Annotated in this window: 21 protein-coding genes; 10 read left to right on the plus strand and 11 right to left on the minus strand. The window is 63.8% G+C overall.

Annotated elements, in window-relative coordinates; genetic code table 11:
• Nucleotide 1 precedes the first annotated feature (1 nt).
• Genes LZC95_27270 through LZC95_27280 form a run of 3 tightly spaced genes read right to left on the minus strand, consistent with a single transcriptional unit; the run spans nt 2 to nt 2385 of the window.
• Entirely contained in the window at nt 2–643 is a 642-nt protein-coding gene (locus LZC95_27270) for a glutathione S-transferase family protein (GenBank protein WXA90149.1), read from the minus strand.
• A gap of 19 nt (nt 644–662) precedes the next feature.
• Nucleotides 663–1532, minus strand: coding sequence for an AraC family transcriptional regulator (locus LZC95_27275; protein ID WXA90150.1), 870 nt, complete (start codon nt 1530–1532; stop codon nt 663–665).
• A 55-nt stretch (nt 1533–1587) separates the two neighbouring features.
• Nucleotides 1588–2385 carry a phytanoyl-CoA dioxygenase family protein gene (locus LZC95_27280; GenBank protein ID WXA90151.1) on the minus strand — a complete coding sequence of 266 codons (798 nt, stop codon included), beginning with the start codon at nt 2383–2385 and terminating at the stop codon, nt 1588–1590.
• A 233-nt stretch (nt 2386–2618) separates the two neighbouring features.
• Between LZC95_27280 and LZC95_27285 the strand changes: the two genes are divergently transcribed.
• Together LZC95_27285 and LZC95_27290 are read left to right on the plus strand one after the other, a co-directional pair.
• Complete coding sequence (locus LZC95_27285) at nt 2619–3689, plus strand: alpha/beta hydrolase (GenBank protein WXA90152.1); 1071 nt, start codon at nt 2619–2621, stop codon at nt 3687–3689.
• Nucleotides 3690–3814: 125 nt separating this feature from the next.
• Nucleotides 3815–4822 carry a hypothetical protein gene (locus LZC95_27290; protein WXA90153.1) on the plus strand — a complete coding sequence of 336 codons (1008 nt, stop codon included), beginning with the start codon at nt 3815–3817 and terminating at the stop codon, nt 4820–4822.
• 9 nt (nt 4823–4831) lie between these two features.
• Here LZC95_27290 and LZC95_27295 read toward each other — a convergent pair whose 3' ends face one another.
• Nucleotides 4832–5500: a DJ-1/PfpI family protein gene (locus tag LZC95_27295; GenBank protein ID WXA90154.1), complete on the minus strand. Its 669-nt coding sequence runs from the start codon at nt 5498–5500 to the stop codon at nt 4832–4834.
• Nucleotides 5501–5549: 49 nt separating this feature from the next.
• Between LZC95_27295 and LZC95_27300 the strand changes: the two genes are divergently transcribed.
• From LZC95_27300 to LZC95_27315, 4 genes are all read left to right on the plus strand, one after another.
• On the plus strand, nt 5550–6575 hold the full coding sequence (locus tag LZC95_27300; protein ID WXA90155.1) for a GlxA family transcriptional regulator: 1026 nt from the start codon (nt 5550–5552) through the stop codon (nt 6573–6575).
• 111 nt (nt 6576–6686) lie between these two features.
• Nucleotides 6687–8150: a Hint domain-containing protein gene (locus tag LZC95_27305; GenBank protein WXA90156.1), complete on the plus strand. Its 1464-nt coding sequence runs from the start codon at nt 6687–6689 to the stop codon at nt 8148–8150.
• 3 nt (nt 8151–8153) lie between these two features.
• Complete coding sequence (locus tag LZC95_27310) at nt 8154–8546, plus strand: barstar family protein (GenBank protein ID WXA90157.1); 393 nt, start codon at nt 8154–8156, stop codon at nt 8544–8546.
• A 149-nt stretch (nt 8547–8695) separates the two neighbouring features.
• Complete coding sequence (locus tag LZC95_27315) at nt 8696–9691, plus strand: chitinase (protein ID WXA90158.1); 996 nt, start codon at nt 8696–8698, stop codon at nt 9689–9691.
• Nucleotides 9692–9770: 79 nt separating this feature from the next.
• Here LZC95_27315 and LZC95_27320 read toward each other — a convergent pair whose 3' ends face one another.
• Nucleotides 9771–10391: a dihydrofolate reductase family protein gene (locus tag LZC95_27320; protein WXA90159.1), complete on the minus strand. Its 621-nt coding sequence runs from the start codon at nt 10389–10391 to the stop codon at nt 9771–9773.
• Between LZC95_27320 and LZC95_27325 the strand changes: the two genes are divergently transcribed.
• Entirely contained in the window at nt 10381–11283 is a 903-nt protein-coding gene (locus tag LZC95_27325) for a LysR family transcriptional regulator (GenBank protein ID WXA90160.1), read from the plus strand. The genes LZC95_27320 and LZC95_27325 overlap by 11 nt on opposite strands.
• 40 nt (nt 11284–11323) lie before the next feature.
• Here the strand turns inward: LZC95_27325 and LZC95_27330 are convergent, their stop codons facing one another.
• A complete protein-coding gene (locus LZC95_27330) occupies nt 11324–12550 on the minus strand; it encodes a hypothetical protein (protein WXA90161.1) in 1227 nt (408 codons plus the stop codon).
• A gap of 91 nt (nt 12551–12641) precedes the next feature.
• Here LZC95_27330 and mxcH point away from each other — a divergent pair, with 91 nt between their 5' ends.
• Both mxcH and LZC95_27340 read left to right on the plus strand, forming a co-directional pair.
• The gene (gene mxcH, locus LZC95_27335; protein ID WXA90162.1) at nt 12642–14750 is read left to right on the plus strand and encodes a TonB-dependent siderophore myxochelin receptor MxcH; all 2109 of its coding nucleotides are present in this window, start codon (nt 12642–12644) and stop codon (nt 14748–14750) included.
• Between the two features lie 74 nt (nt 14751–14824).
• The gene (locus LZC95_27340; GenBank protein WXA90163.1) at nt 14825–15730 is read left to right on the plus strand and encodes an alpha/beta hydrolase; all 906 of its coding nucleotides are present in this window, start codon (nt 14825–14827) and stop codon (nt 15728–15730) included.
• Nucleotides 15731–15811: 81 nt separating this feature from the next.
• On the opposite strand, the gene LZC95_27345 is transcribed toward LZC95_27340, so the two are convergent.
• The 3 genes from LZC95_27345 to LZC95_27355 all read right to left on the minus strand — a co-directional run bounded on the left by LZC95_27345 (nt 15812) and on the right by LZC95_27355 (nt 20038).
• Nucleotides 15812–17332: a carboxylesterase/lipase family protein gene (locus LZC95_27345; GenBank protein ID WXA90164.1), complete on the minus strand. Its 1521-nt coding sequence runs from the start codon at nt 17330–17332 to the stop codon at nt 15812–15814.
• A 213-nt stretch (nt 17333–17545) separates the two neighbouring features.
• Entirely contained in the window at nt 17546–19249 is a 1704-nt protein-coding gene (locus LZC95_27350) for a peptidase M14 (protein ID WXA90165.1), read from the minus strand.
• Nucleotides 19250–19312: 63 nt separating this feature from the next.
• Nucleotides 19313–20038: a serine protease gene (locus tag LZC95_27355; protein WXA90166.1), complete on the minus strand. Its 726-nt coding sequence runs from the start codon at nt 20036–20038 to the stop codon at nt 19313–19315.
• 635 nt (nt 20039–20673) lie between these two features.
• Here LZC95_27355 and LZC95_27360 point away from each other — a divergent pair.
• Nucleotides 20674–21357, plus strand: coding sequence for an HINT domain-containing protein (locus LZC95_27360; protein WXA90167.1), 684 nt, complete (start codon nt 20674–20676; stop codon nt 21355–21357).
• 182 nt (nt 21358–21539) lie between these two features.
• Here LZC95_27360 and LZC95_27365 read toward each other — a convergent pair whose 3' ends face one another.
• Together LZC95_27365 and LZC95_27370 are read right to left on the minus strand one after the other, a co-directional pair.
• Complete coding sequence (locus tag LZC95_27365) at nt 21540–23216, minus strand: tannase/feruloyl esterase family alpha/beta hydrolase (GenBank protein WXA90168.1); 1677 nt, start codon at nt 23214–23216, stop codon at nt 21540–21542.
• Nucleotides 23217–23311: 95 nt separating this feature from the next.
• Complete coding sequence (locus LZC95_27370; GenBank protein WXA90169.1) at nt 23312–24205, minus strand: 2-dehydropantoate 2-reductase; 894 nt, start codon at nt 24203–24205, stop codon at nt 23312–23314.
• Nucleotides 24206–24237 lie beyond the last annotated feature (32 nt).

Raw genomic sequence — 24237 nt, forward strand, 5'->3', positions numbered from 1 at the left:
TTCACGTCAGCATGGGTGTCAAGTCCGGATCGCCTTTGGCCATCGCCCGTTGATATGCGGGCCGCCCACCGATGCGTTGAAGATACACGCGTATGTTGGGATAAGGTTCGAGATCGACAGGATAGAACACGCGCATCGTGGTCAGCGAGAAAACGCTCATGATATCAGCCGCCGAGAATTCGCTTCCGGCGAGATAATCGTTTTGCGCCAGCCTCGCGTCGAGCAGCGAGAACACTTTGTCCAGTCGCTCCAGCGCGGACGTTCGGACCGGATGATCCGGTGCCAGCCCGCAGCGTCCCACGGTCATCGACCGAAGCATCACCGGTTGAAGGTTGCCATTGGCAAAATGAAACCAATAGAGATAGGCCGCGAAATCGGGATGTTCGGGCCCATGCCGCAGACGTCCGCGACCATATCGCGCAAGGATGAAGTCGACGATGGCAGCCGATTCGGCGAGCAACATTCCGTCGACCTCGATGAGCGGCGCCGCGCCAAGCGGATGCAGGGCCTTCAGCTCCGGCGGCGACAGGCGCGTGACGGGATCGCGCGTGTATTTCTGGAGCTCGTAGGGAATACCGAGTTCTTCGCAAAGCCACACGATTCGTTCCGATTGTGAGTGGCCGAGGTGATGAATTTTCAGCATGATTTCCTTTCGAAAGGCGCTACATGGTGCGCCCGCGGTTTTGTCCGCGAATGTCCGTGGGCAGGTACCCGAAGCGCGCACGGAATCGCGCCGAGAAACGTGATGCGGAGGCGTACCCCGCGGCCAAGGCGACATGAAGCACCGGAACATCGGTGTTCTGGAGCAACGAAAGCGCGTGCGACATGCGGACGTCTTGCACGAGGTCGCGAAAGGCCATTCCTTCCGCCGCCAGCCTTCTCCGCAGCGTCGGGATGCTCGTCGCGGTCTCGTGCGCCACCCTCTCCATCGACCAGGCCGCGGATGGATCGGCGGAAAGGAGGCGGCGGACCTGCTGCGCGAGCGACGCCGGCGCCGGCAGTGGAAAGTGAAAACCCCGCTCACCGAGCCAAAGCAGGACTTCGTACAGACGATGCGTGGCGATGCTCGCCGGCAGGCCATCGGCGTCGCTCAAGCCGTCGAAGGCGCGGTAGAACGACGCGCGAAAAGGCTCGCCCAGTGCAGCGTGCAGTGCCACACCCGGGCTCGGACGGCGCCGGGGAGCGCTGGATGCGGCAAGGAGCTCGGAGCACCAGCAGATCCAGAGGGCTCGGTACGTGCCGCTGGGGCCGGGCGTGTTGGAGATGTCTACCACCTCGCCCGCATGCAGGGACAAGGCTTCCCCGGCCCCCGCGACGCATTGGCCGCCGGACCAACGAATGCGCTTTCGCCCCTCTTCGACGAGGATGAGCGTCGCCTGGTCGACCACGATTCGACGCGACGTCAAATCGGAGCGCTGCACGATGTGCCCGGCGGCGCCCACATCCGCGCGCATCAGGACCGTGCGGGGGCCCGATCCAAGCCGGACCGCGCTCGTAGCGCTCCGCGTGACGTCCGCTCCCATGGAATGCATGATGATCGTTTCTGTCACGAAAAACAGGAACGATCGCGCCCCGGGAGCTCAATCTCTATGCCGATTCGCTCATCGCGAGCTGGATCGCGCGCTCGACGGGCGATGCTTCACCGTCCGTTCGCAGCGGGTCCAGCGGCACGCTGGGCAGCAACGGCGGTTGCGCGAGAAAGCGCGGGGATCGCCCGCGATGGGGCTGCGCCGCATGCACGAGGAAGGGATGGCACAGATACACCGTGCCGGCCGGTCCCGTCGCGAGCACCTCGGGGCGGTGGGCGGACTCACGGAAGCCCGCGCTCGCGAGCTCACCGAGCGACAGTCCCTCCTCGCCGTGGGGGGCCAGCTGGCGGGCGATGTCGCGGTGGGAGCCAACGCGAATCCGTGTCGGTGCATCGTCCTCGCGGGTATCGGAAAAGAGGAACAGCATGAGCAGCGCGCGCCCTTTCGAGGCGACGTTCGCGCGCCACTTCATGAAGTCGGGCTCGTCCTCGATGCCGAAGCTCACGTCGATGTGCCAGCCGCAGTCGCCGGGATCCTCCGACGACGGGAAGCGAATCGGGAACGTGCCGAGGCTGCCCCGAGGCTGCCAGCGTCCGCGCCCGACGAGCGCATCGTAGGACGCGCATAGCCTCGGCGTGTTGGCGGCGTCACGGAAAAGCGGATTCGGGATATCCCCGATGCGCACGACGGGGCGCGTCCACGTCGAGGGCGCATCCTCCGTGCAGCCGGTGGCGAGCCACAAAATCCGACGGCACGCATCGGCGAGATCGCGAGGGAAGGCTTCGTCGACACGGACGAAGCCATCGAGAATGAATCGTTCGATTTGCGCTGCAGAAAGCGCGGGATGATGAGGCATTTGAAATTTCCTTCTGTTCGAGCTCGAGGCACACCACGGCGAACGACGACGGGCGTCGCGGACCAACGAGGAGCGCGCGGCGGAAACGGCGCGCTCAGTCGAGCAAGAACACGGAGAACTTCATCATCGAGCGAAAAGCTTAGCCGATGGCGCGCTCTCGTTCAATACGACGTCTGCGCTTCCGCGCTCCCGCATGAACGTCGAGTTCGATTTCCTCATGATACCGTCACATCATGCGCTATTCCGCGTTCGCGGCCTTGTTCATACTTTCCTGCACGCCTCCGCATGCGCACGAGCGTCGTGCCGACGAGCGCGTGATGCGAATCGAGCGGCGCGATGCCATGGTCCAAAGCGACCCCGGAATCATGATCGCGGTGCGCGAAGTCGTCGCGGTTGGAGGCGCCGCGCCTCGGCGTGTGCCTGTCGTCCTCGTCCACGGAGCCGGCGGCGGCGGCGTCAGTTCGTTCGATTCGCCGGTCCCTGGCTACTCGCTCGCCGAAGATCTGGCCCGCGCAGGCCACGCGGTCACGGTACTCGATGTCCGCGGCTGGGAGCGGTCCACGCGCCCGCCGGAACTCGAGGCGCCGGCGAATGCGAATCCTCCGGCGGTGCCGTCCGCCGAAGCGATCCGCGACATCGGCGCCGTCGTTGCGTCGGTCCGGGCGCGAGAACACGGCCCGGTCGCACTCTTTGGCTGGGCGACGGGCGGGCACTGGGTCGGCATGTACGCCGCGACGCACCCGGAGGCCGTCAGCCATATCGTCTTGCTCAACACGATCTACGGCACGCCTGGCGCCTGGTCGATGCGCGCGTTGCTCGAAGACTCCGAGCACCCCGGCGAGTTCGCGCGCACTCTGGGGGCTTACAACCTGCGCGACACGCGGAGCATGCTGCGCACCTGGGACACCACCATTCCGAGCGCCGACAAGACGACCTGGCGCGATCCCCAGGTCGCCGAGGCGTACGCATCGGGCGCCATCGCGAGCGATCCGACGTCGTCGCAGCGCACACCGCCCAGCGTGCGCCTTCCAAACGGGCCCCTGCGCGACAGCTACCAGCTCGCCGGTGGCACCAAGTTCTGGCAGGCCGGTGACATTCGCGCGGCAACGCTGATTGTGCGCAGTGAACTCGATCATTGGTCGCGCCCCGAAGACGTGACGGCATTGCAGCGCGAACTCGTGCACGCGCGCCGCGTCGAAACGCTGCAGGTGCCGCAGGCCACCCATTTCGTCTTTCTCGATCGCCCCGAACATGGCCGCCAACAGTTCGTCGACGCGCTGACACGATTCCTCGCGAAGCCATGAGCGCCACCGCCGAGGTGCAGCCGCCCTCCCGGTCGTTTTCCCGCGCAAAGGAGTTCGTGATTGAGCAGATTTTGCTCAAGACGATTTCACAGGACCAACGGGCTATTACTGAGTAAGCCTCATACATGACCAAATGCCGTTTCGGCGCGATGTCGCCTTTGCGCGTGGGTTCATACGTATTCGCCCTGCTGAGCGGCGCGCTCATGGCCTGTGCCGCCGGCGATCCCGCGCAGGAAGGTGCAGCCATCGCGCCCGTCGAGGGGGAGCTGACCGCGGCGTATCCGGGTCAAGCGCCCGCGGGAAAGCTGGTGTGGGGTGCCAGCATCGATGGCAATGGCGATCCTGTGGCGAGGCACGAAAGTGTGGCGGGGCACCCGCTCGCGGTGCGGCGTACCTTTTGGCAGTGGTCCCAACGAACAGGGGCCCTCGTCAATACGGCGAAGGACGACCTCGCGCATAGTCGTCTTCCCTGGGTCTCGGTCAAGACGCCGTCGTGGGCCGAAATGGGCGCGGGAAAGCACGACGCCGAAATCGATCAAATGCTCACGGCCTTGAAGGCCGCCCACGGACCGGTATGGCTCACGATTCACCACGAGCCCGAAGGCGGTGGCGGGTCGAGCGATCCGGACGATCCCGCGGGCCCCTCGGGCCATGTTGCAATGAACCGGCGCGTGCGCCAACGAATGACCGCGCTCGGCGTCACCAATGTGGCATTGGCGCCCATCCTCATGACATGGACCTGGAACGCGGCGTCGCATCGGAACCCGAATGATTGGTGGGCATCCGGCATTTACGACTTCGTGGGCGTGGATCATTACATCGAAACAGAAACGACCTTGGTCGACGCCACATGGCTCAAAGTGCGAACATGGGGCAAAGACCACAATGTGGATATCGCGGTCGCCGAATGGGGCATGCGCGGCACGAACGCCGCCGCCGGCAATCGTGTGCGCGCCTGGTACAACCACGCCGCCGGCTCGAACCAAGACGGCAAGGGCGCCCGGGTCGTGGGCCTTGCCGCCTTTGATTCAGGGCTGAATTCCCCGACGGGCTCGTGGGAACTCAAAGGCGAACAGCTCACGGCATTCCGCACCCTCCTGAAGGATCCACGCACCGCCGACGTCGTTCCCTGAGGGTCGAGCTTACAGCGCGGCGACGATGGCTTTGCGAGCGCGCAAGGTGGCAGCAAAGCGCTCGTTCACGACCGCGTCCACTGCGGCCGGCGCCGCGGTGTCCGGAGTGCCGGCCGCGAATGGCGGCTCGGGTGCATATTCGAGGGCGAGTTGGATGATCTCGGCCTCCGCGCGCCCTGCGATCTCCGCGAGCACCGTCAGGCCCAAATCGATTCCGGCGGTCACGCCGCCACCCGTGAAGAGATTCCCGTCGCGAACGATGCGTGCGCGCTCCGGAATGGCGCCCAGCGGCTCGAGAAAATCATGAGATGCCCAATGCGTGGTGGCGCGCCGGCCTTTCAAGACGCCCGCGGCACCCAACACGAGAGCGCCCGTGCACACGGACGCGACATAGCGTGAGCTCGCCGCGCGCGAGCGGACGAAGTCGAGCACCTCGGCATCTTGCATGAGCGCGTTGACACCCGACCCGCCCGGAATGCACAGAAGATCGAGCGCGGGGCAGTCGACGAACGTCTTGGTCGGGGTGAAGTCGAGCCCCGTGGTGGAGCGCACGGGCTCGAGGTTCTTCCAGACGAGGTGCACATCGCATGACGTGGCCTCGGAGAAGACCTCGTAAGGCCCCGTCAAATCGAGCTGCTGCACCTTGGGGAAAACGATAAAACCAACTTGGATGGTCACGGGCGGGCTCCTGGTTGGCCGGGATTACCGGTTTGACCTCGGAAACCTAATGCGCCACCCTTGGGTGGATATGCCAATCACCCCTCGATTTACGCCAAAGTCGCCGCGCCGGATCGAGATCCTCGCCTTTCCCAACGTGCAACTGCTCGACGTGGCTGGGCCACTGCAAGTCTTCGCCACCGCGAATGATTTCGCGCGAGCTGCCGGCGAGGCGGTTCCCTACGAGCTCGTCGTGGTGGCGCATGGCGAGAACGTCACGGCCTCGGCGGGTCTCGCGCTCGCCACCGTTCCCCTGCCCTCGCCGGCTGCGCCGCTCGATACCTTGATTGTCGCGGGCGGGTTCGGTGTTTATCCCGTGTGCGACGACCCTGCGCTCATCGATTGGGTCAAGCGCCGGGCGGACTCGGCGCGGCGCATTGCATCCGTCTGCAGCGGTGCATTCTTACTGGCGACGGCGGGGCTGCTCGATGGGCGGCGTGCGGTCACGCATTGGCAACGCTGCGCGGAGTTCGGGCGTCGGTTTCCGGCGGTGCGGCTCGATCCCGATCCCATCTTCGTCCAAGATGGGAAATTCTGGACCTCGGCAGGCATCACCGCCGGCATCGATCTGGCGCTGGCGTTGCTCGAAGCCGATCTCGGGCATGCTCCCGCACTCGCGGTTGCGCGGCAGCTCGTCGTATTTCTCAAGCGCCCAGGCGGGCAAGCGCAATTCAGCGCCGCACTGGCGCGCCAGAACGACGATCCGCGTTTCGAGCGCCTTCACGGCTGGATCGCCGAGCACCTGGACGCGGATCTTTCAGTGGCCGCGCTTGCTCGAGAGGCAGGCATGAGCGAACGCAATTTCGTTCGCCGTTACCGTGAGGCGGGCGGCCTGACACCCGCCCGCGCCGTCGAGCAAATGCGCGTCGAAGCCGCGCGGCAAATGCTCGAGAGCTTGCAGCCGGTGAAGCATGTCGCCACCCGCTGCGGATTTGGCTCGGAGGAGACCATGCGACGCAGCTTCGTGCGTCTTCTCGGTACGAGCCCCAGCGCATACCGCGATCGATTTGCGGGCACGACGTTGCCTCCAGCGTAAAGCCGAAATGCAGGGTGGACGTCATGCGGTCCGTGGACGCATGTACGAAACGATATGGCGTTCGTCGCTAAGGGATTGCGGTTGCAGCCAAATCGGCTCATTAAGGGCAAAATGGCCGATACACGACATCGGATGAAGAATGCGCACGAGGGCGTGGGGGCTCGTGTTCTTGCCTTTTTGACTCAGCGTCTCGTCCGCGATTCACGTGGCGTCTCCGCCATCGAGTACGGATTGCTTCTCGTAGCGATTCTGCTCCTCGTGGCCGGCGGCTACCGCGCCCTCGGAAAGCGAAATGCGCAAACGAATCGGGTGGCCGAGGCCACGTTCCACGGAAGCGCCGATTACACGCCGCCCACCGGTGGTGGTGGAGGCGGCGACACCATTTGCGATGGTCGATCGTGTGGCGGCCCCGGCGCGTGTTTCGTTGCGGGAACCATGGTGGCGACCCCATCGGGTGAGCGCGCCATCGAGAGCCTTCACGCGGGCGATTTCGTTCTCGCACGTGGCGAGTTCGACGATGCGGTGACGGCGCGCCCCATCACGAGAACGTTCGTGCGCCCGGCACCGTCGCTGGTCGACGTACATGTCGTCACACCGAACGATGCGCGGGAGAGCGTGCGTTCGACGCCCGATCACCTCTACTTCGCGCAGGATCGCGGCTGGACGGCGGCGGCGGAGCTTGCGCTGGGCCAAACCTTGGTCGATCACGCAGGCCACGAAGTTCGCGTGACCAAGGTGGTGCGCATCGCGCAAGAGGCACCGGTCTACAACTTCGAAGTCGACATCGACCATACGTACTTCGTCGGCCATACCGGCGTGTGGGTTCACAATCCTCCCGGATGCGGAGACCCTCCGGCCGGAGGCAGCGATCCTGCCGGAGGCAGTACCGGAAGTCCGGGCACGTCCCCTCCGCCCGCCACGGGGCCACCACCGGTCACGGGTCCGGTCTTCGGTGGGATGGCGCCCGGAGCGACGCCGCCCGCGCACGAGAGCATCCCCGCCCCGAGCAATGGGCCTGCGTTGATCACCGCGGAACAGAACGCGCAAAACGACGTGAATTCGGCGCAGCAGAAGGTCAACACGTGGCAGACGAAGATCAACAACGTCGACAGCCCCGGCTCGAAGGTCCCCGACGACAAGAAGGACAGCGTGCGGGCCAAGTTCCAAGAGAAGCTCGACAAGGAGCAGGAGCAACTCGACAAGGCTCAAGCAAAGCTCGACGCGGCACATGCGGCGGCCGAGGCCGCGCACATTCACGACACGCTCAACCGCATCGACCACAACAATCCCCCGCCCGGCGTGTTGGGCCAGCAATGGGGCGTCACCTTCAACAACACGGGTCGACCCCCGGCCAACAATCCGACGGGGACGAAGATCCCCGATCTACCGCTGGGCGGAAGCTACAAGGAATACCGAGTCGATCCCGGGCCGGGCGACAACTCGGCGGGAGGTCGCCGCATCGTCATCGATACGAAGACCGGCGACGTGTACTATTCGCGCACACACTACGGCGACCACGGCGATCCGGCGTTCGTCAAAATTGCGGACGGTGACCCGAGGTTCAAAGGAAAGTAGCCAGTGGATTTCACGAGCGGTGTTCAACGGGTGGCGAATCTCGACGTGCGCGCGGCGCGTGAGGCGGCGGCGAAGCAAGGTGCGGCGGTGTACGAGCTGCCCGGCATCGGCATCACCGATTACGTAGCGTTTTTCGACTGGATTCGCGCACACGTCCCGCTCAATCCGCCCATCCGGCGCGCGGGCAGCTGGGACGCGTTGAAGGATTCGCTATGGCAGGGCCTCTTCGATCAAAAGGAGTCGCTCATCGTGTTCATCTGGCCGAACGCCGATGCGATGCTTCCCGCCGACGATCGCGAGACCGCCTTGTTCATCTTGGGGGACGTCGCCTCGAACCTCGCGAACGCGGCGTACACGCAGGGCCATCCGAAGGTCTTCACCATCCTCGTGGCCTGACGTCGGCGGAGTGATCGCTTCGATCACCCTGGCGATCCGAGTAGCCATGATCCATTCGATCATCTGCGTCAAAAAGTGACGCATACGCAAGCGGAACGCTCCTTGCGACATACATGGGTTCTCCCACTTCCACCCCAGTGAGGAAACCTATGTCAAAGATCCGATTTCACATCCCGGCAATGACCGTTGCTCTGGCCGTGATCGCAGCAGGATGTGCCGTATCCGCAAAAGATGATTCCACGATTGCGACGGGCAAGGCCACGAGTGCGCTCGCTGCCAAGAGAAGCGAGCCATACCTTTATATGGGGTGGGGCGATCCTCCAAGTCCGAGCGCGGTCATGAATGCGACGGGAATTCGCTCGTTCACCATGGCCTTCATCAATTCATCGGGCGGATGCAATCCCGCGTGGGATGGCTCCCGACCCCTCACCGGCGGTGCCGACGCCAATGCCATTTCGGAGATTCGAAATGCGGGCGGCGATATCGTGCCATCGTTTGGCGGCTGGAGTGGCAACAAGCTCGGACCGAATTGTGGGACGCCATCCGAGTTGGCCGGGGCCTACCAACGCGTCATCGACGCCTTCCAGCTCAAGGCGATCGACCTCGATATCGAGAACACCGACGAATTCGAGAACCCCACCGTGCAGGATCGCATCCTGAGCGCACTGAAGATCGTCAAAGACAACAACCCCGGCATCGTGACCATCGTCACCTTCGGGACTTCGACGTCCGGCCCCAACGACACGGGCAAGCGCCTCATCGATCAATCGAAGGCCCTCGGGTCCAACATCGATATCTATACGCTCATGCCGTTCGATTTCGGCAGCTCCAACATCTACAACGACACCGTCGGTGCCGTCGAAGGGCTCAAGAGCAAGCTGCAATCGACCTTCGGCTGGTCCGAGGCCGAGGCGTACGGTCATATTGGCGTCTCGGGCATGAACGGTCTTTCCGACCAGCAAGAGATGACGAGCGTGGATACGTGGACCCAAATTCGCGATTGGGGCCGAGGCAAGGGCCTGGCCCGGCTTGCATTTTGGTCCGTCAATCGCGACCGTGGTTGTCCCGGCGGTGGCGTCGTTTCCAATTGCAGTGGGATAGCGCAATCCGACTGGGCTTTTACCCAGGTGAACGCCGGCTTCTGATCGCCGCGGTCATCGCTTCGATGCGCATCGTGACGCCGAAATCGCCAACGATTTCGGCGTCTCTTTTTTGTCAGGCCATCTACCACGTGTCCGCGGGTCCAAGCGCGTAGCGCAGTCGGATCAGACCTCCGCCGAGCGGCTTGTGCTCGATCAGTGTCGCTTCTCGTCGCTCGTCGCGCGGAAGCACGATCCTGCGCCCCTCGTCTTCGAGCGAGGGGGTGACGACCACGATGATCTCGTCGACGAGTCCGGCGCCGAGAAATGCGTTGTGAAGACGCTCGCCGCCGACGACGAGGGCCACTTGATGTCCGCGCTCACGAAGCAGCGCGAGTGCAGCGCGCGGATCGGTGGCAGTCCGGGCCGGCGCGCCGGGGGGCAAGGCCAGGGTGCTCGATACGACGACGATGTCGATGCCCTCGAGCGGCGCGTTCTGCGGGCGCCGAGAGGCGTTCTCTTGAAATTCGAGAAATGTCTGCCGCCCGACGATGAAGTTGCCGTGCTCCCGCGCGTGTGCGGCGAAGTCGGCCGTGGCTTCGGGCTTCGGCGTGTGGCGCTGGGAGGAGCGAGCATAGTTTCCGTTGGCGGTGAGGGTGGCCCAAAGGATCGTTTTCATGCCCGACAACATGGCGTCGCGCCGCATTTCGCTCAATTGCTGCACGATGAGACTCAGTGATCCATAATTGATCCAAATGCTCGACACCGAAGAACTGCTCGTCTTCTCCCGGATCGTGGCGACGCAATCGCTCGCGCGCGCCGCCGTCGAACTCCGGCTGCCACGCGCCACCGTCAGCCGCCGCCTCTCCGGGCTCGAGGCAAAGCTCGGTGTCCGCCTCCTCCGGCGCACCACGCGATCCATGGCCCTCACGGATGCCGGTCGGGAGCTTCTTCGCCATGCCCACGCCGTCGTCGACGCCGCCCTCGCGGCTGAGGCGAGCGTCCGCCGCCGCGAGGACGACCTTCGAGGCAATGTGCGCGTCTCCATCGGCCGTGCAAGCGCGGCGGGGCTCTCCGACGTGCTTGCCGACTTCATCGTCGCCCACCCGTCGGTGCGACTCCTCGTGCACGTTTCCGATCGCAGCGTCGATCTCCAACGCGACGACATCGATGTCGCGATCCGCGCGAGCTCGAAGATCGCGCCAGGACTCGTCGCGCGCCAGCTCACGCCGGCGCACCTCGTTGCCGTCGCCGCACCGAGCTACCTCACGCGCCACGGAACGCCGACATCGCTCGAGGCGCTCAAGGAACATCGCTGCCTGCTCGGCCTCGACGAGCGAATGAAGCCCCGTACGCATTGGCCGGCGGGCAAGCGCAAGGTCACCGTGCGCGGGGCCGTCCATTCCGATGATCCTCACCTGCTCACGCAACTCTGCGTGCGCGGGCTCGGGATCGCGCTGCTGCCGAGCCGTCTCGTCGACGAGCACATCCGGCGCGGTGATCTGGTCGTCGTGCTCGCCGATCGCCTTCGCGTCGAAGGCGCCATCTTTCTCGTCTACCCCGAGCGCGCGCTGATGCCGCCGCAGATCCGCGCATTCGTCGACTGGATCCGCGCACGCGCCCCGGCCGTCCTACGTACGCGCGCGGAAGGTACGTGAAGCGTGCTCATGAAATTGCGAATCATTCGCGCTTATACGCCTATTTGACCTTGACGAGATCGTGCCCCCAACCGCGCGACTCGAAACGCTTGACCATCTTTCCGTCGGACAAGACTTCGTAGCCCGTGGTGGACGCGTAGTCCTTGCTCACGAGCAGAACGAAGGTGCGGCCATCGAGCTTGAAGGTGCCGTAACCGCCGCCGAAGAAGCCGACCCCATCGACGGGCGCGGCCGTTTTGTTCTTCAGATCGACGCTCCAGAAACGCCAATTGTTGCTCTCCGCGGCTTCCTTCTGGCTCATGCCCTGGGGCAGATTCTCATGATGGAACACCGACATGAATCCCTTGCCATCTCCGATGTAGCTGAATGCTGCGGCCTCGCGGCCATCGGTCAGCTCGGAGAAGCGTAGCGAGAAATCGGGATCGATCCGCTCCTCGCCCTTTTTGATGCGCACCACGCAGTTCTGGGGCGCACCGGGGTGGTAGCGCGGCCCGAGGACGCTGAAAATCCAATTGGAGAAATAGATGTTCCCAGCTTCGTCCTGGGTGGCAAAGTCGAGGCCTGGACAATCGCTCTCGAGCAATGCGCGGGTGGCGTTCGTCTCGGCGTCGTAGACCGCGATCTGCGTCGTCTTCGAGAACAGCGTGTAGTCGTCGTTGGGCCAAAACACCGGCCAGAACACGCGCTGGTCGCGCGTGACGATGCCGCGGGAAGAGGCGGAGTCGACCTTGAAGCCGTCACGCACGAGCGGCAGCTGGGTGTCATGCGGCTGATCGGAGGTGACTTGCATCGTGCTCGGATCCCACACCGCGCGATCGACCGTATTGTAGGCCATGAATGCGCGCGCCGGACCGGCGACCGCGTTGGAGAAGAGCGGAGCGCGTGGCGCGTAATTGGCAAAACTGACGCGCGCCTCCTCGTTCCACGCGCCGCGATTGCCCACGTCGAAGCGGGTTACGACCGGCGAGTCGCCGTCGGAGACGAACAGCTTGCCACCGATGGCCGCCGTCCCCGCGACGCCGGAGAACTCGCGCGCCCGTGCGAAATCCACCGACGTGAAGTCGAGCGAATCGAAAAGATTGACGTACGTCGAGGTTCCCTGGTCGGCGAAGACGAAGCTACTGAGCGCGTACGTTGGCTTGCTCGGGTCGTGGCCCGCGTCGCCGCCCGAATCATCGCTGCTGGAACATGCCGCACAAACGGCACCCGCTGCGATCCATCCCATTGACAAACGCCAGATCTTCATGAAATTGCGAATCGTTCGCATTTACTTCATCTATCGCAGGTCTCTCGCCCCAATGTCAATCCACCGTTCGTTGCGTCGCTTTTGGGGGATCGCGATCGCGTGCAACGCTGTCGTGCACCCCCATACCGCCTGGGCACAGGACAATCCTCCGAGCCCGGTCCCCTCCCCGGCCGCTGGCCCTGCGGAGGTGAAGGTCAAGGGAGCGCTCAGCGAAGGACGGCGGCGCCAGCAGTCCGCCGAGGCGGTCACGGTCGTGGATCTGCGGCGCGCGCAGCAGCAAAGCGCCGATCTTGGCGAGGTGCTCGCGCGAACCCAAGGCGTCTCGGTGCGCCGAAGTGGCGGACTTGGATCGAATGCGCGCTTCTCGCTCAATGGCCTTTACGACGATCAGGTCCGCTTCTTTCTCGATGGCGTCCCGCTCGGCGCCGCCGGCTACCCGTTCGGTATCGCCAACGTGCCGGTGAATCTGATCGAGCGAGTCGAGATTTACCGCGGTGTCGTGCCGCTACGCTTTGGCGCCGATGCCTTGGGCGGCGCGGTCAATCTGGTCAGCGACACGCGTTACGACACCCACGCGCGCGCATCGTATCAGGTGGGCTCTTTTGGCACGCACCGCATCAGCGTCGAAGGCCGCTACCGCGACGACCCGAGCGGACTCGTCGCCGGCGGTTCGTTCTTCTTCGATTATGCGAAGAACAACTACCGGGTCGACGCCACGATCACCGACGATCGCGGACAATTGCATCCGGTGAATGTGCCGCGTTTCCATGACCGTTACATCGCGCGCGGTGCCTCGGTGGAGGCCGGCGTGGTCGATCGGCCCTGGGCGCGCCGCCTGTTGTTGCGCGCATATGCCACCAGCTACGACAAAGAGCTCCAGCACAATGTCCGCATGTCGGTGCCGTACGGCGAAGCCGAATACGGAGAATCGGTGTACGGCGCCATCGCGCGCTACGAGCAGCCCCTTACGCCGCACCTGGAACTCAGGGTGCTCGCGAGCTATTCGCGCCGCACCATCGATTTCGTGGACAAGTCGATTTGGGGATACGATTGGTACGGCCGCAAGGTGAACGGCCCCGGAACCCCGAGGCAGGGAACCCCGGGAGAAATCCAGGAGGACGCCGCCTACGATCAGACCCAGTGGGAAGACGCCGGACTCGCACGCGCCGTGTTGGAATGGTCGATCGCGCCCGAACACGTGCTACGCGTCGCCGCGGCGCCGACATGGACCGCCCGTACGGGAAAGGAGCGCATTCCGTCGACCAGCAGCGCGCCCAACCCGGTGAACACGGACCGCGACCTGTTCACGCTGGTGAGCGGCATCGAATACGAAGCCAATCTATTCGGCGATCGATTGCAGAACATTGCATTCGTCAAAGATTACGCATTTCATATCTCGTCGAGCGGGGCAGGCAGCGTCGCTGTTTCACGAGACTCGCATGGCTTCGGCGCAGGCAACGCCGTACGCATGCGCATTTCGAAGCCGTTTTACGTCAAGATTTCCTACGAATACGCCACCCGATTGCCGAGTTCCGACGAGGTATTCGGCAATGGGGTACTCGGCCGTCCCAACCTCGCGCTCGAGCCGGAGTTGAGCCACAACGCCAACGCCGGTCCGCGTCTCGAACTGCGACGCACCCCGATCGGCGATATCACGGCCGATGTGAATGCCTTCTACCGCGACAGCGATCGCTTGATCCTCCCCTTGCCCGGCGAAACGTACGTTCAATACCAGAACGTCCACCGCGCTCGTTCCTTCGGCCTGGAAAACGCGCTCACCTGGATACCTCCCGGGCGCCGCCTCACCATCGATGGAACATTGACCGTTCAAGACGCGCGCAATGCATCCAGTGAGGGCACGTACGGATACCTCGACGGCGATCGGCTTCCAAACCGGCCATGGCTCTTTGCCAGCTGGGGTGCGCGCTATCGAATTCCGGGTTTCCCTTCGCAGCGCGATGCGCTCGAGCCTTTTTACACGGGGCGGTTCGTCCACGAATTTTATCGAGGTTGGCCGAGCCTGGGCGCTCGAGAACACAAGCAGCTCGTCCCCTCGCAGGTTACGCACAACGTCGGTATTTCGTATACGGTCTACGGTGGGCCGGCCACGGTCACGTCGACCCTGGAAGTGCAAAACGTGACCGACGAACGCGTCTACGATTTCTTCGGCGTTCAACGACCCGGCCGCGCCGTTTATTTGAAGGTCAGCGGCGAGATTTAGGTCACCACATCAGCTTGCGGGGTCCCGTCAGGACCGTTATCTCTCAGCCGCCGGGTACGGAAGGAGGGAGAGACATGGGAGCCGTTGCCAAGTTGTTGTTGGCGTCCACCAATCGGGCTGTCGCCTATCGCGCCGGTCTTCGAAGGAAGAAGATCGAGGTAAACGGGTACTGGGTTCACTACTACGAAGGGGGCCACGGAGACACGCTCGTGCTTCTCCACGGCCTCGCTGATGACAAATCGTCCTTCTTGCGAACCGCGCAGGCCCTCACACGGGACTGGCACGTGATCTTGCCGGATTTGACCGGACACGGGGAAAACGAATTCATCCCCGAACGCGACCACACCGTGCGGGGACACGTCACGGATCTGCACGCCTTCATCGAAGCCATGCGGCTCGATCGGTTCCATATCGGCGGCAATTCGATGGGCGGCCACGTCTCGCTCGCCTACGCCATTCACCACCCCGATCGGGTGCGAAGCCTGATCCTCGTCAATGCGCCGGGACTCGACCTCGACGAGCACGTGGTCTACACCGGATTCGGATCGCGCATGAAATCGCTCGAGGATTTGCACGGCGTGCTGGACCGCGTTTATCACAAGCGACCCAAGCTGCCGGGATTTCTCTTGCGCCACCTGATGAACGAAACGAACAACGCGCTCGAAAAGATCAACACCATGGCGCGGGTCGTTCGGGAAGGCCCCGATCATTCGCTCGGCGATCGGGTCGGCGAGATCTCCGTTCCGACGCTCATCCTTTGGGGCAAGCACGATCCGGTCGTCCGAATGAACGTCGCCGAAGCCTACCGGGAGCGAATTCGGGATTCGAAGCTCGTCGTATTCGACGATGCATCGCACTCGCCGCAGCTCGAGATCCCCAAGCGAATCGGAGCTGGGATCAAGGAATTTCTGGCCAATCTGCGCGAAGCCGCACAGCCCGACGCCGCGGCCCCCGCCGCCCACCAAGAGACGCGCGTTTAGCGAAGAACCGCGCGGCGTGCACGTTGACGATCGCCACCCGAATCGATCGACGCGCGCGCCGCGGTCCGCCTTCGTTGTGGCCTATTTTGGTGGAAGCGTGATCGCCCGGCTCGCCGGAATGAAGGCATCCAGAATTTCGCGCCGGAAGTTCTCTTCGCACACGATGCTGTCTCTCAGGAGCAGCGTATAATCCTTGCTTCCTCGCGGCCCGTTCTCGTGCGGACGCCACTCCGGGCCAACACTGGCCGCGGGATTTCCCGTTCGGGCAAACTCGAGCCAGTACTCGCTGACGGCGAATGCGAATTTTCGGTCCTTTTCCGTGAGGATGCCTGCAAACTCCGGGACCAGCGCGCCCGTATCGAAGACGAATGGAACGTCGCCGCCATGCGGAGCGCCGTTGGGTTGTTCGGCGCGGGCACGCTCCATGACATAATCGAAGTAGTACCGCCACGTGGGGGCTACCTTGGAATGGACGTCCGCCAGTTGACGGGGCAGCCGGGTGAAGACGAAATCGAGGTACACGCGGCGGCCTAGCTCGCGCTCATCGGTGATCTTGGGATACAGGTCGTTCAGGTCGATGTTGCGATCGCGCAGGAGTTGGACCAAGCGGGCCGGAGCGAAGCCGAATGCATCGATGACGCTCGTGTCGTCACTGGTGCTGCCGAGGATGAGCGGAAGCTTGTGTGACTTTCCCGCCAAGAACCCCTCGACAATCCCCATGGGCAGGACGCTGTCGCCCGCAACGAGTACCGGGGCCACGGCGGTCGTTGCCGGAAGCTGCCAGAAGGTCTCCGCCGGCAACGCGCGAAGATCGGCAGCCTTGACCCCAGCCGCCAGCCCGAGCGCTTTGGCAAAGGCAACGCCGCGTTCGAGCGCTTCCGCTCGCGTGTGCTCTTGCAGCCCGTAGAAGCTCTGGGCGATGCCCTTGTGAAAAAGGCCTTTCGCCAGCTCCGACACGAACAGAGCCAATACACTCCTGGACCCGGCCGACTGCCCAACGATCGTCACGTTGTTGGGATCACCTCCGAATTGGGCAATGTTCCTCTGCACCCATTGAAGCGCGGCTATCTGGTCCAACAGCGCAAAGTTCGCCGGACCACCGGGGATCTCCGCATCCAACGCCGGATGCGCGAAGTTGCCCAGATGGCCGAGGCGATAGTTGAACGTCACGATGACCGCACCGCGCCCTGCGACGGAGGCTCCATTGTAAGGAGGCAATCCTCCTGCCCCGAGAAGGAATGCGCCGCCGTGAATCCGCACCATGACCGGAAGCTTGGCGCCGCTCGCGCCAGGGGCGGGTTGGGGCGTCCATACATTGAGATACAGGCAGTCCTCGCTCTGCGGGCCAGGGTCGCCTCCGGCACTCGAAATGCACATCTCCCGCGATTGCAAGGAGGACTTGCCATAGGCATCCGCCTTGAAGATTCCCTTCCAGGGGGTGATCGGGAGGGGTGGGCGCCAACGCAAGTTGCCTACCGGCGGCTGCGCATACGGAATGCCTTTGAAAACGAAGACACGGTGTTCGAAGGCGCCTTGGACTTGCCCTTCTTCCGTGTCGACGACGGGTGCGGTGTTTGGCTTGCGCGCGGTGTCGATGGCCATCGCTGGGACTCCTTTCTGGAGTTCAGGTTGAAGCGTGAGCTCCCCCCTCCGCGTCACAACCGCAGGCACCGTTGGGAAGCGCGTCATTCTGTACTTTTAATTTGCGCGGGCAAATCCGAAATACAGTCCGAACATCGATGTCGCTGTGACGCATTGATGTCTCAGGCGCGCATCGCCGGCCGCTGCTCAGCTTTTCGTCTGGCCTATCTGGGCTCACTGAATATCGATGAACACGGCACTGGGGACTCCCCAGTTCCCTTGCGTGTCTTTGCTCTCGACGAAGACCATGTGCCTGCCTCGTGACCATCCGGTGGTATCCACGGCTGCGGTCACCTTTTCGCTCTTCGCGTCGAAGGCACCATCGGCTGCGTTCATCGCGACGGGGTCGCTGGATGCCCATGAGGGCTTGTCCACCGTGTAACGCGCGGCCGCAATGGCCTGCGTGGGCTCGGAGCCCTTGTACCGCGTATCGTCCGCGGTGGCGGTCAATGTCACCGATGTCCCTGCGGCGACCGATGCGGGCGACGCCGTGACCTGGAGCGACTCCGGGCCCGCGGGCGTTTGGTACGGGCGCCGCGCGGCCTTGAAGGCATAGCGGAGCGCGCTCAAGTTGCCGGGGGCAACGCTCCGTTCGTAGGTCGCGCACTTCTCGAAGAACGCCGTTCCCATTTCGATGGTGAACGAGGCCACGCCGAGCTCCCCGTACGACCAATCATCGGTGCCGCCGCTGGCGACGTACATGCAGCCGGGTGCAGCAACCTGGCAGGCGGTGTATCCCGTCAAGTAACCGAACTTGCGCCCCAGCGTGGCAAGCTGCGCGCCATTGGGCGGCGCCGACGCGCTCCAGCCCCATGGATAGAGAACCTTTTGCGCGAAGCTATGCAACGTGATGAGCACACCCGACGCATCGCTCGGGGCGGCATCGCGCATGTTGGGCCCGCGCTGATCGGGAAAGATCGACGCGACGTACTTTTGGACATTGTCCGTCTCGGGTTCCGAAACCGCCGTCGGCCCGTGGTAATCCTGATCGCACTGCTCGTCGCTGGAGCCACCGGTATTGAACTGAAACGAGCTATTTCGATTCAGATCCGTGCCGTATTGGTCACTCATGGTCGGCGGATTGGCGCAGCTTCCCCCGTTCGTGTCGTTCGCGTTTTTCCGCTGGTAATAGCCTTGCTCGGCGACCTTTCGGCCATCCGGGTTGGTCTGCGGCAAAACGTGAAGCTCGTAATGGTCGAGAAGCCACGTTGCATCGGGATCGCTGCCGTAGCCTTTGGCCATCTGCTCGGCAAAACGCAAGACGGTCTCGGACGTCGTGTACTCGCGCGCGTGGATGCCGCCCATCAAGAAGAACGCGGGCTTCGGGCCCGGGATGGCGCTGTTGGTCAGCTCGAGCACGAACATATCGTAGCCCGACTCGCGGTTCTTCTTGTTCCACGTGGGCCCGATGTTCACCACCTTGGCGAGATTCGGATAATCCGCGACGAGCTGCTCCAAGGTGGCGTGCGTCTCCTCCACGGTTCGGTAACACGAATAACCCGAGATCCCCGTGGCGGCGGCACTGCTCTGAAGCCGCAGGCGCTCTTGCTTCTTCTCGCGCTCGACGATGTCCACGCGATGACCGCTCGCCACGAGCGCCTCGTAGTCGGCTGGGTCGTCGATGAGGACGGCGACCCAGCCTTCTTCTCCGTTCACCTCCTCGAGCACGTCGTACCGGTGCACCAAACCTTGGAGATCGGCCTGGTCCTTGTAATGTACATGCGTAAAGACGGTCTCGCCCGCGGAAGGAGGAGCGTCGAGGGATGGCCCGGAATCACTCGAGCATCCCGTGACGCCGACGCACGCCGCTGCCGTAAGCGCCGAAAGAGCAACCACGAAACGCGGGAAAGACTTTGGTGAACGCAAGAACGCCTTCATAGACTCACTCCATTTTACGAAATCGTGGTTGCCCCCACGGAAAACGAGACTGCCGTAAGACTCTCAGCCGCCGATCGTGCTGCGAATCCACTGCACGTGGGCCGCGATTCCCGTGTAAACGCTCGTGCCCGCGCATTCACCGCCGCTGCCCGCTCGGCTGGTGGCGCCGACCAAGGTCCAATGCCCGGACGAACCCGAAAGCGCGGGGCCACCCGAATCCCCGTGACAGGCGCCCTCGGTGCGCGTGCCGCTGATGCAAATATCGCCGTCCGCCGGCTCGCCTCCGGAACACGCCCGGATCGGCCGGAATCGAATATCGAGCTCCTTCAGGTCCGTCGGATAGTTGGTTTGCGGCCACGATGTCGTTCCCCATCCAATGATCCGCCCGGGCGAATCGTCGGCGGGATCCTCCGACGCAAGCTCCACCGGGGTGCTCCGTGAGGCGCTCGCAAGGCGCAGCAAGGCGATATCGTCCGACGGATGAGCAATTTTGCGCTGGATGGCGATGAGCTCACCGCCGCCTTCCGTCGAATTGGAGCCAATTCGTACCTTGCTGATGGCGTTGAGGCAATGTTGCGCGGTGACGACCCATTGCGGTGCAACCAGGGCGCCGCCGCACCAATGCTCACCTTGGGCGGTTTGCGTCGATACCATGAAAGGATACGTCTCGGTGGCATCGTGGCCACCGATGATTTCGTTGCTGGCCTGTCCGATGGCTTCATCTCCAGACGGGGCGCTGCAGCCAAACACCGAAAACATGGCCACGATCAGAAACGGAGTTGACTTCATGAGGGTATGTCCTCCTCGCTGAACGGATGTCGTTTGCGCATTACGAATGACTCCGTGCGTCGAAGTTCGAAATGCGTGTACTTGCGGGCAAATAAACGGGCATTCGCAAGCAACTTCGCAGTTCCGCATACCTACGCGGACACCGCTGCAAAGTCCCTCATCCGAAGCTCACCGTCGTAATGGGAAATGCCCGTTGCTCGACGAAATTATGAAAAAAAGAACACCGCTGAAGTACTCGGGCCCGGGAAAGACGGAATGCGGGAAAGCCGCGCCCTCCCAAAACCGGGCGTACGGCAGGCTCGCGGCGAGCTCGGCGTGGGCGTCGAGAAGCGGATTCGGTTCGTTGATTCGCAGCGATTCGCCCCTATCAACGTGGGCCAAATGGTGGACGAGAAGCGGCGTGCTCGTTTGGCTGGCCTCATTCGCGATGCGCGGGGCGTCTCCAGTGTCGAATACGCGCTTCTTCTCTTTGCCATCTTGCCGTCGCGGCGGGCGCCTATCGCGCGCTCGGGAAGCAAGGTCGCACAGCGGCCAACAACGCCACGGCCACGCTGCTCGGGCGAGATCCTTCGTCGAATCCGGGGGGCGGCTCCTTCGGCAGCAGCGGGGGCGGAGGCGACTCGCCGAGCTCGTCGGTGTCGTCGAATGGCAATTCCGTCGACCCCGCGGGCGGCGGCAGTCCCGCAGGTGATGGGTGGGTGTGCGACGCAACGAGCTGCCGGCCGGGCTCGGGCCAGTGCTTCGTCGCGGGCACGCCCGTCTCGACGCCCGAAGGGGCACGCCCCATCGAGCAGATCGTAGCCGGCGATCGCGTCCTCTCCCGCGACGAGGAGACCGGCGAGTTCTCCACCCGCGCGGTCCTCCGCACCTTCGTCCGCCCAGCCACGGGCCTCGTCGACGTGCGCATGGCTCGAGGCGATGAGAGCGCGAGCGACGTCCGAAGCACGGCCGGGCACCCGTACTGGACCCTCGCATCGGGATGGACGCGCGCCGACTCGCTTGCGCCGGGCGATTACCTCGCCGCGCACGGCTGGGGGTTCACGCGGGAGAATTTTCACGCCGAGACGGGCCTGGCCACGTATGCGAACATGAACAACGCGCATGGTCTGGTCGCGGGTGTGAGCCGGCCGTTTTGCAATACCGGTGTTTGCGAGAACTTGATGGGCAGGACATTCGGCCTAGGGAACGTGGGGGTCCGGCAGAACGTGCCGTCGTCCGCGCAAATCAACGCGCAGGCGAACGCGGCCTCGGCATCCGGCAGCCACGGAAACAACGCCGTGGCAGGTCCGTCGACCCAAGGCGGCGCCGGCTGCAATTGATCGCGGGCGCGACGCGCACCCGCGGCTCGAGGTCACCGCTTCGCCTTTGCTTCCTTCGCTCCACCCTTGGATGCCGCGGGATAGAAGTGGCCCTGGAAGATACCGTGTTCGCACTTGTCGGCAAGCGTCTCGGCGCTATCACCGTATTTGCTGACATAGTATCGAGAGAACCCAAGAGAAACTCAGTGATCGGCGCATTCGAAACTCGTCGCCTCATTGGGGTCACCGGGGCTCACGTAGCGCGAGATCTGCGGATATCGGCACAAATTCCGTGTCACGTGCTTGCCCGACGCGTTGGTCGTCGCCGCCGGCAGCGTGTCCGGAGCCTTGCCATGCTCGACCCAGTTTACCAAGGCATCCATGGCGTTCGTCGGTATCGGCCCCGTACCACCTTCGCAGTGGGCCACGCCCGGTGCAACGAACACGCGATAGAAGTCGTCCACGCGCCGTGCGCCCCCCAAGAGCGCCTCCACCCGCTGCCGATAGTCGATGGTGGTGCCCGCAGGCGTGATCAGCTGATCGAAGGCGCCTTGCCACGTGAGCAACTTGCCACCGCCATCTCGGAAGGCCGAGAGGTCCGGATTCGAAGTGCCGATGATGCGGTCATAGTCCTTCACGGACTGCCGGAAAAGCTCGGCGAACTGGTCGTAGGAGATCTTCGACGTGTCGAACCCAGTCTGCTTTTCGAGGAAGGTCTGAACCCATCCTACGGCCACGCGGAATCCTGGCGCGAAGAGATGGCCGCTCGCATCGGTCGCGGTGGCGGCCAGCCCGCTGAAGTCTGCGCCCTTCGGCAGTCCCGGCCACAGCTTTCGATCGTGTTCGTCCGTCGGGCCGGCCCAGATCTTACGCACGACTTCCGCATCCGCAGCCGTTACCGTGATCTCGTGGCCGTCGCAGACGACCTTGGTGCCGACGAGATTGCGCGGATCGTAATCGCACGCGTCGGGCTGCTCGATGAGGCCATCGGAAACCCCGTCGCGTGCGTCGCACGCCTGGATCGCGGCATTCTTGAACGCGTCGAACTCGCAGTTGCTGGGGAAGTCGTGCTCTTGGCTCATCACGATCTGCGGCCAAAGGGCTGCAACGGCGAATTGCGACCACTGGATTGCGGGGGCGCGGGCCAGGATACCGTCGAAGTCGTCCGGGTAATTCTGTGCTTCGGAGTAGCCCTGACGTCCGCCCGTCGAACAGCCGCTCCAATACGAGTACGAGACGGGCCGATGGTAAAATTTCTGCGTCACCTCCTTGCCGATGACGGCCGCTTCGTGCACCGAACGTGAAGCAAAGTTGGTCAGCAAGGCCTCATTGATCGTGCCGTCGGCGTTGAGGCCCCAACTCGTTTCGAAATACGTCAGAGGCAGGCCGGCGTCGGTCGATACGGCGGCATAGCCATCCTTCGCCGCCTGCACCAATGGGGCGCCAAAGTCACCGGCGGAGTAGGCGCTGCCGCCGAGCGCCAGAAAACGACCGGTCCAACCGGTTTCCGGCAGCGCCACCTTCACGCGAACGTGATCGCCGGCACCGGGATGGGTAAGGGTGACCGTCTGCTCGCAGTACGCCGGAACGTCTTGGATGGGGGGCGGTGTTGGTCCGAACGCGGGAGGAGGAAAGTTCACCGTGCCCCCCGGCTGGCGGAGCGCCACGACGGATTCCACCTGCGTGCCGACCGGAGCGGAAACCGCGACGGGCGCACAGGCCGGGGCGCTCACGCTCGAGGATGGATCCGTCGTGTCATCGCACGCGGATTGCGTGGCGACCAGCGGCACCAGGGCGGCAACGCTCATCACCGCCGCGGGGACGAGGTATCGACGTCGGGAGTAGGGGTTTTCCCCGTACAGGGCTTTCTCGAGTTGCATCGTGGCGATCTCCTTGGTTGGATTGGCTTGTCGTATACGATCAAATCGCATACGCTTCAAACCTTCAGGAGGTATCGCGCCCGTGCAGAACGAATCTACACAGTCGATCGTGTGTTCTGAGCCGCCAAGAGCGGCACCAGGATGGCGCTCACCGGTGTCGGCACGCCGTGTGCGAGTCCTTTGCGCACGATGACGCCGTTCCGGGCATTCCATTCGGTTTCGCGGCCCGCGCGCCAATCCTCGTACATCGAATTTCCGGCGTTCGGATCCGCCGTCATGAAATCCTGCATTTGGCTTGCGAGGATCGCGTCCTCGAGCTGTGCGCCTTCGGCGCGGCCGACGGCGATGCATTCGGCCAAGATGGCTCGAGCGATCTCGGCCACGCCGGGCCGGTGAAATACGCCCATGGGCTGGCCGGTCAGGGCCAGAATGGCGCCGGCCGGTGCATTGATACACAGCTTGCGCCAAGCCTGACTGCGCCAGTCGTCGCTGACGCTTGCCGCGATGAACGATCCCTCCAGCAGCGCGCAAAAAGCCTCACCCGACGGACCTTTGGGGACGCTGGCGCGCGCATGGCGCGTCCACTCGGCCACTCCGATCTGGTGGCGGGTGGCGGGCAGGTCAATCATGACGGGCACGCAATCCGTGTTCGCGGGCACGAAGGGAGCGACATTCTCGAGGTGCTCGACACCATTTTGCAGAATGGCCAATCGCGTGCGCGGCCCCACGGCGGCGCGCAGGGCCTCGGCCGTCGACGGTACCTGATGCGCCTTGACGCACAAGAACACCCAGTCGCACTCTCCCGGTCGATCGGGTGTCGTCACCACGCGCGCCGGCACGACCTGCACCGGATCGCCCTTGCGCGCGACGGAGAGGCTCGCAAACGGCTGGCGCGAGAGAAAGGTCACCTCGTGACCACCTGCCATCAGCGCCGCGCCAACGCACAGACCGATGGCTCCCGGACCGATCACCACGATTCTACTCGTCATCGAATATCTCCGGTTGAATTGCCAAGATACCA

It is taken from the genome of Sorangiineae bacterium MSr12523 (assembly GCA_037157775.1).
Classification (GTDB): domain Bacteria; phylum Myxococcota_A; class Polyangia; order Polyangiales; family Polyangiaceae; genus Pendulispora; species Pendulispora brunnea.